Source organism: Demequina sp. (genome assembly GCF_024642165.1).
Lineage (GTDB): Bacteria > Actinomycetota > Actinomycetes > Actinomycetales > Demequinaceae > Demequina.
On record NZ_JAHEBP010000085.1, the window covers coordinates 1 to 8,949 of the forward strand.

At 70.4% G+C, this 8,949-nt stretch carries 9 protein-coding genes and 2 pseudogenes; 9 read left to right on the forward strand and 2 right to left on the reverse strand.

Annotation, left to right across the window (positions count from 1 at the left end):
- The 9 genes and pseudogenes from Q0L54_RS08345 to Q0L54_RS08385 all read left to right on the forward strand — a co-directional run.
- Positions 1 to 344 (forward strand): annotated as a pseudogene (locus tag Q0L54_RS08345) (F0F1 ATP synthase subunit alpha); the annotation flags it as partial.
- Positions 345 to 347: 3 nt separating this feature from the next.
- Positions 348 to 1,244: a F0F1 ATP synthase subunit gamma gene (locus tag Q0L54_RS08350; protein WP_296667080.1), complete on the forward strand. Its 897-nt coding sequence runs from the start codon at positions 348 to 350 to the stop codon at positions 1,242 to 1,244.
- Between the two features lie 17 nt (positions 1,245 to 1,261).
- Positions 1,262 to 2,794, forward strand: a complete 1,533-nt coding sequence (atpD, locus tag Q0L54_RS08355) for a F0F1 ATP synthase subunit beta (protein ID WP_296667082.1) — start codon at positions 1,262 to 1,264, stop codon at positions 2,792 to 2,794.
- Positions 2,795 to 2,796: 2 nt separating this feature from the next.
- Positions 2,797 to 3,099: a F0F1 ATP synthase subunit epsilon gene (locus Q0L54_RS08360; RefSeq protein WP_296667084.1), complete on the forward strand. Its 303-nt coding sequence runs from the start codon at positions 2,797 to 2,799 to the stop codon at positions 3,097 to 3,099.
- Complete coding sequence (gene nucS / locus Q0L54_RS08365; RefSeq protein ID WP_296667086.1) at positions 3,099 to 3,794, forward strand: endonuclease NucS; 696 nt, start codon at positions 3,099 to 3,101, stop codon at positions 3,792 to 3,794. Before Q0L54_RS08360 ends, nucS begins: the two co-directional genes overlap by 1 nt.
- Before the next feature lie 137 nt (positions 3,795 to 3,931).
- Positions 3,932 to 5,383, forward strand: coding sequence for a family 1 glycosylhydrolase (locus Q0L54_RS08370; RefSeq protein ID WP_296667088.1), 1,452 nt, complete (start codon positions 3,932 to 3,934; stop codon positions 5,381 to 5,383).
- Positions 5,384 to 5,508: 125 nt separating this feature from the next.
- On the forward strand, positions 5,509 to 5,823 hold the full coding sequence (locus Q0L54_RS08375; RefSeq protein WP_296667090.1) for a hypothetical protein: 315 nt from the start codon (positions 5,509 to 5,511) through the stop codon (positions 5,821 to 5,823).
- Positions 5,824 to 5,842: 19 nt separating this feature from the next.
- A complete protein-coding gene (locus tag Q0L54_RS08380) occupies positions 5,843 to 6,550 on the forward strand; it encodes an alpha/beta fold hydrolase (RefSeq protein ID WP_296667098.1) in 708 nt (235 codons plus the stop codon).
- Positions 6,551 to 6,578: 28 nt separating this feature from the next.
- Entirely contained in the window at positions 6,579 to 7,349 is a 771-nt protein-coding gene (locus Q0L54_RS08385) for an alpha/beta hydrolase (protein ID WP_296667092.1), read from the forward strand.
- Between the two features lie 150 nt (positions 7,350 to 7,499).
- Here Q0L54_RS08385 and Q0L54_RS08390 read toward each other — a convergent pair whose 3' ends face one another.
- Both Q0L54_RS08390 and Q0L54_RS08395 read right to left on the reverse strand, forming a co-directional pair.
- Positions 7,500 to 7,913 (reverse strand): hypothetical protein, encoded by a 414-nt coding sequence (locus Q0L54_RS08390; RefSeq protein ID WP_296667095.1) that lies wholly within the window; start codon positions 7,911 to 7,913, stop codon positions 7,500 to 7,502.
- Positions 7,910 to 8,949: pseudogene (locus tag Q0L54_RS08395) on the reverse strand (hypothetical protein); the annotation flags it as partial. The pseudogene Q0L54_RS08395 and the gene Q0L54_RS08390, both read right to left, overlap by 4 nt.

Genomic DNA, 8,949 nt, shown 5'->3' on the forward strand with positions numbered 1-8,949 from the left:
TGCTCAAGCAGCCCCAGTACTCGCCGTACCCGGTCTCGGAGCAGGTGGTCTCGATCTGGGCCGGCACCAAGGGCAAGCTCGACAAGATCGCGCTGGGCGACGTGCTGCGGTTCGAGCGCGAACTGCTCGATCACCTGCGCCGCAACACCTCGATCCTCGACGACATCGAATCGACCGGGAAGCTGTCCGACGAGACGGCCGCCGACCTCGAGAAGAATGTTGACGACTACGTGTCGACCTTCCTCGATTCTCAGAGCTCGACGCTGACGACCGACTCCAATGTCGACGACGGCGCGGCCGTCGAGGTCGAGCAGGAGAAGATCGTCGCGAAGAAGAAGAAGTAGACGATGGCCGGACAGCAGCGCGTCTATCGCCAGAGGATCAAGGCGACCCAGTCGCTCAAGAAGATCTTCCGGGCGATGGAGCTCATCGCGGCCTCGCGCATCGGCAAGGCTCGCAGCCGCGTCGATCACGCGATGCCGTACACCCGGGCGATTACGCGCGCCATCAGCGCGGTGGCGACGCACTCGACCGTCTCGCACCCGCTGACCACCAAGCGGGAGGACACTGGCCGGGTCGCGGTGCTCGTGGTGAGCGCGGATCGCGGGATGGCGGGCGCCTACTCGGCGAACGCCATTCGCGAGTCCGAGCGACTCCGCGGCCGTCTCGAGGCCGAGGGCAAGGAGATCGTGCAGTTCGCTGCCGGCCGCCGCGCGGTGTCGTACTTCAAGTTCCGCCGGCGCGAGCTCGCGGGGCAGTGGACCGGCGGCTCGGACGCCCCGGCGCGCGAGACCGCCCAGGAGATCTCGCGAGCGCTCTTCGCGCGCTTCACCGCGGACGCCGGCGACGGCGGGGTGGACGAGATCCAGATCGTGTTCACGCGCTTCACGTCGATGGTCACCCAGGAGGCGCGCATCATCCGTCTGCTGCCCCTGGAGATCGTCGAGGGCGTGGCCGAGACGGAGTCTGGCACGGTGGACCCGCTGTACGACTTCGAGCCCTCGCCCGAGCAGGTGCTCGACGCCCTGCTCCCTCGGTACATCGAGTCGCGCATCTACGCCTGCCTCCTGCAGTCCGCGGCATCCGAGCTGGCGAACCGCCAGCGCGCGATGAACACCGCGACCACCAACGCCGAGGACATCATCCGCAACTACACCCGACTCGCCAACCAGGCGCGTCAGTCCGAGATCACCCAGGAAATCAGCGAGATCGTCTCGGGCGCCGATGCGCTCGCGGCCTCGTGACCGGAAGCGAGAGATCAATGACCCCCACCGCCAAGACCGCCAAGGCACCGTCGAAGAAGGCGTCCTCGGCCGCGGACAAGCCCGTCGCCGCCAAGGGCGGCGAGGAGCGCGTCGTCGTTGGCCGCGTGTCCCGCGTCATCGGCCCGGTCGTCGACATCGAGTTCCCCGCCGACGCCATCCCCGAGATGTACAGCGCCCTCAAGGTCTCCATCGACCTCTCCGCGCAGGGAGAGGGCGAAGGTGACGGCGTCCTGCACATGACCCTCGAGGTCGCGCAGCACCTGGGCGACAACCTGGTGCGCGCCATCGCGCTGAAGCCCACGGACGGCCTCGTCCGCGGCGCCGAGGTCACGGACACCGGCGCACCCATCTCCGTGCCCGTGGGCGACGTCACCAAGGGTCACGTGTTCAACGTGATCGGTGAGGTCCTCAACGGCAAGGAGGGCGAGAAGATCGAGGTCACCGAGACGTGGCCGATCCACCGCAACCCCCCGGCCTTCGACCAGCTCGAGTCCAAGACCTCGATGTTCGAGACGGGCATCAAGGTCATCGACCTGCTGACGCCGTACGTGCAGGGTGGAAAGATCGGCCTCTTCGGCGGTGCGGGCGTCGGCAAGACCGTCCTCATCCAGGAGATGATCTACCGCGTCGCCAACAACCACAACGGTGTGTCGGTGTTCGCCGGTGTGGGCGAGCGCACCCGTGAGGGCAACGACCTCATCGAGGAGATGACCGAGTCGGGCGTCATCAAGCAGACCGCCCTGGTCTTCGGTCAGATGGATGAGCCGCCGGGCACGCGTCTGCGCGTGGCCCTGTCCGCGCTCACCATGGCGGAGTACTTCCGCGACGTGCAGAAGCAGGACGTGCTGCTGTTCATCGACAACATCTTCCGCTTCACGCAGGCGGGCGCCGAGGTCTCCACGCTGCTCGGGCGCATGCCGTCCGCGGTGGGCTACCAGCCCAACCTGGCGGATGAGATGGGCCAGCTGCAGGAGCGGATCACCTCGACCCGCGGCCACTCCATCACCTCGCTGCAGGCGATCTACGTGCCCGCGGACGACTACACGGACCCCGCGCCGGCGACCACGTTCGCGCACCTCGACGCCACCACGGAGCTCTCCCGCGAGATCGCGTCCCGCGGCCTGTACCCGGCCGTCGACCCGCTGGCGTCGAGCTCTCGCATCCTCGACCCGCGCTACGTGGGCCGCGACCACTACGACACCGCGAACGCGGTCAAGTCGATCCTGCAGCGCAACAAGGAGCTCCAGGACATCATCGCGATCCTCGGTGTGGACGAGCTGAGCGAGGAGGACAAGATCATCGTCGCCCGTGCGCGAAAGATCCAGCAGTTCCTCTCGCAGAACACGTACATGGCGACCCAGTTCACGGGTGTCGAGGGCTCCACCGTGCCGCTCACCGAGACCGTCGAGGGCTTCTCGGGCCTGGTCAACGGCAAGTACGACCACATCTCGGAGCAGGCGTTCTTCAACATCGGCGGGCTCGAGGACCTCGAGCGCAACTGGGCGCGCATCCAGAAGGAGATCGGCTGATCATGGCCGGTCCCCTCACCGTCGACGTCGTCGCCCCCGACCAGGTGCTCTGGTCGGGCTCGGCCGAGCGTCTGATCGCCCCCACCGTCGAGGGCGAGATCGGCCTGTTGACCGGCCACGAGCCGGTACTGTCCGTGCTTCGCGCCGGCGTGGTGCGGGTTCGTGGCGGAGCCGACGGCGACGCCGAGTTCACCATCGACGGCGGCTTCCTCTCCTTCGATCACGACGTCATCACCGTGGTGGTCGAGCCCGTGGTCGACGAGGCGGGCGCGGCCGTGGCCGACGAGGAGCCGGCCGAGTCCTGATGCGGGTGGTGATCGCGCGCTGCGCGGCCCGTTACACGGGGCGGCTCTCGGCGCACCTTCCGCTGGCGACCCGCGCCATCATGGTCAAGGCCGACGGCTCGGTGCTGCTGCACTCCGACGGCGGGTCGTACAAGCCGCTCAACTGGATGAGCCCCCCGTGCACGATGCGTGCGACGCTCGTGGACGAGGAGGCGGCCGCGCGCGGCGTCATCGAGGTCTGGGTGGTCCAGCACGCCAAGACGGACGACCGCCTCGAGATCGAGCTCCACGAGGTGCTGTCCGACACCGAGCACGAGTTGGGCGTCGACCCGGGCCTGGTCAAGGACGGCGTCGAGGCGCACCTGCAGGAGCTGCTGGCGGAGCAGATCAAACTTCTCGGGCACGGCCACACGCTGGTGCGCCGCGAGTTCATGACCGCCATCGGGCCGGTCGACATCCTGGCGCGGGACGGATCGGGCGCCACCGTCGCCATCGAGATCAAGCGCCGCGGCGAGATCGACGGCGTCGAGCAGCTCACGCGCTATCTCGAGCTGCTCAACCGCGATCCGCTGCTCGCGCCCGTCCACGGGGTTTTCGCCGCGCAGGAGATCAAGCCGCAGGCCCGCGTGCTTGCCGAGGACCGGGGCATCCGCTGCCTGCTGCTCGACTACGAGTCGATGCGCGGAGCCGAGGACCACTCGACCCGCCTTTTCTAGGCCCCGGGCGGACTCCGTCACGCGCCCGTGCGGACCCCTGCATCGTCCCCTCGCCCCTACGCTCTGCATCGTCCTCCGGGCCCTACGCTCCGCACGGAGCGGGCGGCGAATCGAAACGTTTCGGCTAGGATTCCGGCATGACATTTCCCCAGGGCTTCCTGTTCGGTGCGGCCACTGCCGCGTATCAGATCGAGGGCGCCGTGGGCGAGGGTGGCCGCGGACCGTCGATCTGGGACACGTTCTCCCGTACGCCCGGTGCGATCACCGGCGGCGACAGCGGCGACGTCGCCTGCGATCACTATCACCGCTGGGAGCAGGACGTCGACATGATGGCGGACCTGGGCCTGCAGGCCTACCGGTTCTCGATCGCCTGGCCGCGCGTCCAGCCCACGGGCACGGGCGAGTTCAACGAGGAGGGCATCGCCTTCTACTCGCGGCTGGTCGACCGGCTGCTCGCGAAGGGCATCACGCCCATGGCCACGCTGTACCACTGGGACCTTCCGCAGCCCCTCGAGGACGCCGGCGGGTGGCTCAGCCGCGACACGGCGGACGCCTTCGCGGCGTATGCGACGCGCATGGTCGAGGAGCTGGGCGATCGGGTGCAGATGTGGGCCACGCTCAACGAGCCGTGGGTGAGCTCGTTCGTGGGCTATGGGGCGGGTGCGCACGCCCCGGGGCACGCCGACGACGTCGAGGCGCTCACCGCGGCCCATCACCTGTTGCTTGCGCACTCCCGCGCCTACCGCGCGATGAAGGCCGCGCGCCCCGAACTGCACGTCGGGATCGTCAACAACTGCCACACGCCGCGCCCGTGGGACCCCTCGAACCCGCGTGATCGCGCCGCCGCCGAGCACATCGACGCGCTGGCGAACACGATGTTCCACGAGCCGTTGACCCACGGCACCTACCCCGCGGTGCTGAAGCCCAACACCGCGCACCTCACCGACTGGTCGTTCGTCCACGGGGGCGACCTCGGCGAGATGAAGGGCGCGGTCGACTGGTTCGGCGTCAACTTCTACGCGTCGCACCTGGTGCGGCACAACTCCCACAAGGCCGCGGCACGGTCCGCCGTCGCGACGCTCGCGGACGGGCACCAGGCGGGCGCCAACTCGCCCTGGCCGGGCGACGAGGAGATCGAGTTCATGGCGCCTCCGGGGCCGCGGACCGCGATGGGGTGGAACGTCGACCCCGGCGCGCTGCACGCATACCTGCTGAAGATCCACCGGGAGACGGGCCTGCCGATCTACGTCACCGAGAACGGATCTGCCTGGGACGATGTGTGCGATGAGGACGGTCGAATCCGGGACGGGCGCCGCGTGTCCTATCTTCACGACCACCTGGGCGCGGTCGCGGCCGCGATCGCTGAGGGCGCGGACGTGCGCGGCTACCTGGCCTGGAGCCTCATGGACAACTTCGAGTGGGCGCACGGCTACGCCAAGCGGTTCGGGCTCGTCCGGGTCGACTACGACACCCAGCTGCGCACGTGGAAGGACTCGGCCTACTTCTATCGGGAGACGATCCGCCGGCGCGAGGTGCTCCCCCTGGACCAGCTCGAATCGGTGACGGAGACCCCAGCGCGCACCTACTGATCGAGCCGATTCCCACTGGTGAATGGGACGGATGTATTCGCGTGTGACGGTTGTGGCTGCCACATCCTTCACGCGGGTCGATCTGCGTCCCATCGACCAGTGGGAGTCTTCGTAGACTGGTGCGCATGCCTTCTGGTCGTCGCTCCTCCAAGCGCCCCTACGGGCAGCCGCACCCGGAGCTCGACGCCGAGCGCCTGCGCGCCGGGGGTCCGGCTCGCGTCGAGCGCGGCCCTCGCGGCGAGGAGTATTGGGTGGCGGTGCCGCGCCCGAGCGACCGCACCTACGTGTGCCCGGGCTGCGGACGGGAGATTGCGGGCGACGCTCAACACCTGGTCGCATGGGCCACGGGTGGGCTGTTCGGCGAGGAAGAGGCGGCCGCCGCGCGCAGGCACTGGCACACCGCCTGCTGGGAGACGTTCGGGAGGGCACGTGGACGATGAGCTGACGGAGCTGCGCTCCATGACGGTGCTGCGCGCGGACCGCGAGGACATCGAGCTGCGCACGGAGGACGGGCTGACGCTCGTGGGCGAGCTCGCGCTGCCGGCGGACGGACCGGTCACCGCCACGCTGATCACGCTTCACCCGCTGCCCACCCACGGCGGATTCATGGACTCCCACGTGTACCGCAAGGCCGCGTGGCGCCTGCCTGCCCTGGCCGGGATCGCGGTGCTGCGGTTCAACACCCGGGGCACGTCCTCGCAGCGAGGAACGTCAGAGGGAGCCTTCGACGGGGGCGTGGGCGAGGGCGCCGATGTGCGCGCCGCCGTGGACTTCGCCGTCGCCCGCGGGCTGCCGCACCGTTGGCTGGTGGGGTGGAGCTTCGGCACCGAGCTGGCGCTCATGCACGGCAGCGAGCTCGACGTCGAGGGGGCGATCCTGCTGTCGCCGCCCCTGCACCGGGCGGGCGATGACCACCTGCGGGCCTGGGCGGCCACGGGACGTCCGGTCACCGCGCTCGTCCCCGAGTTCGACGACTTCCTGCAGCCCGACGAGGCCCGCGCGCGTTTCGCGCCGCTGACGCAGCTCGAGCTGATCGCCGTGCCCGAGGCGAAGCACCTCTGGGTCGGGGAGAAGTTCGTGCGGGAGGTTCTCGACCGGATCGTCGCGCGCGTCGCACCGGATCGCGCGCCGGTCCCGGACCTGGTGCCCGCCGCCATGGTGGAATGAGTCCAGGCATCGCGCGAAGGAGACCCTGGTGAGCATCGTTCCCGACGGCACGCCCCTGGTCCTCCTCAACGCGTTCCCGCTTGACCGCGCACAGTGGGATCCGCTGATCGACGCGCTGCCCGAGGCGCCGGGCGACATCATCGCGTTCGACGTGCCCGGCATCGGGGACATGCCACTGCCCGAGGAGGAGCCGTCGCTCGAACTCATCGCGGATGCCGCGGTGCTCGCGATGCGGGAGGTCACCGGCCACGACTCCGCCGTGTGGGTGGGGTGTTCGATGGGCGGCTACATCGCGATGGCTGTGGCGGAGCGTCACCCGGAGGCCGTCGCGGGCCTGGCGCTGCTGGGCACGAAGTCGACGGCGGACACCGACGCGGCGCGAGCCAACCGTCTCGCCATCGCGGACGCGGTGGACGGCGCCGCAGGCCACCCCGATCCGCGCGGCGCGGCCGAGGGCCTGGTGGGGACGCAGGGTCCGGCGCGCGAGGCGCTCGTGACGGCTGTCGCGGCCAACGTGGCGCGCCACGGCGGCGAGGGGATCGCGTGGGGGCAGCGCGCGATGGCGGCGCGTCCCGACCGCACCGAGGTGCTGCGCGGGCTTGACGTGCCCGCCGTGGTCGCAGTGGGAGCCCTCGATGGCATCGTGAGCAGGGACGATGCGCGGGTCATGGCGGACGCGCTGGGGGTCCAGGAGGCCGTCCTCGCCGACGTCGGGCACCTGTGCGCGTGGGAGGCGCCGGACACGGTGGCGGGCCTGGTCGCGGATCTGTTGGCCCGCGCCGATGCGGACGCGACGTAGCGGCGCGTTGCACCCGCGTTAACGTCGTGTGAAATCTCGGGTGGGACTCTGGCGCGGTTCGTCGGGGACGTGTCACCATGATCGCGCGGGAGGCACCTCACCACGAGGGGGGCGTGAAGTGCCTCCCGCCATCGCGTCCGGACGCGGCGCTTAGCGCCAGTCGTTGCCGCCGGCGAGGCGCTTGCTGATGGCCTCGACCAGCGGCAGGGACTCGCCGTCGCGGGCCCCACGCCCGAGCTCGAGCGGGGCGTCGTCGGGAACCAACGTCGCGCCCCGCAGCCGCTCTGCGATGCCCACGTGGGTCGACAGGACGTAGAACAGGCCGTCGGTGCCCACGCCCACCGACCTGTCTCGCTTGAGGTACCAGCCGGTCACCTGCGTCTTGACGCGGGTCGAGCCGTTGTACGAGCGGGCGGTGAGGACCTCCGGGCGAATGCCCGCTGCCGCGGCGTCGCGCGCGAACGCCTTCACCAGCACGCCAGCCTCGCGCGATTCTGCCTGCCGTTGACGCTCGAGCGCATCCGCCATGCGGAGGCGATCGTCGCCGCGGTCGGCGTCGGTCATGCCTCGGAGTGCTCCGGCGTGGCGGCCTCCGCGTCGTGCTTCTGCTGGAGGCGGCTCGCCTTCGCAAGGTTGCCCACGGGATCCGAGGTGAGCAGGCCGCGCAGGTCGTCGAGGTAGGTGGTGATGGATTCGCGTTGCCGGTTGAGCTCGTCGACCTCGCGCGTGGCCATGGAGCGCTCGCGCTCGGCGTCGCTTACGGCCTCGGAGATGATGGCCTCGGCGTGCTCCCGAGCGTTCGCGACGATCTCGTCGGCGTTGTTGCGCGCGTTGGTGAGCAGGGTCTGGGAGTGGACCTCCGCCTCGCGCCGTACCGACTCCGCGCGCTGCAGCGTCGCACTCAGCCGCTCCTCGGCCTCGGACGTGCGGCGCTTGGCGTCCGCGACCATCGCGGAGGTCTCCGCCTTCGCCTCGTCGTGGCGTGCCGTCAACTCGCGCTCGGCCTGGTCACGCTTGGTGACCACGTCGAGCTCGAGGTCCTCGCGGGTGCGCCGTGCCTCCTCGCGGGCGGCCTCCGCGTCGGCGTGCGCCTCGTCCCGCAGCCGCGTCGACTCGACCGTGGCCGTCTCCACCAGGCGCTGAGCCTCCGCCTGCGCGTTGGCGAGAGCATCCTTCGCGTCCCGATCGGTGGCTGCACGGGTGTCGGAGGCGTACTTCTCCGCCTTGGCGCGAGCGGACTCGGCCTCTCTCGTGAGCCTGGCCGTTTCGGCGTCCGCCGTCGACCGCAGCTCGGCGAGCTCCGCGTTGACCGCGGCCCGGAGGTCGGTGGTCTCGGCCTCGGCGCCCTGGCGCAGATGCAGCGCCTCGGTGGTCGCGGTGGCGCGCAGCGCGGTGATCTCCTCGTCCGCCGCTCGGCGCGCCTCGGCGGCGCGGCGGCGCGTGTCCTTGTGATGGGCCTCGGCCTCGGCGCGGATCGCCTCGGCCTCGGCGGTCACCTGCTCGCGCAGAGCGGCGAGCTCGGCCTCGGCGGCATCGCGCACCTGCGCGACTTCCTCGTCGACGGCCTCGCGGATCTGAGAGGCGTAAGCGTCCGCATCGC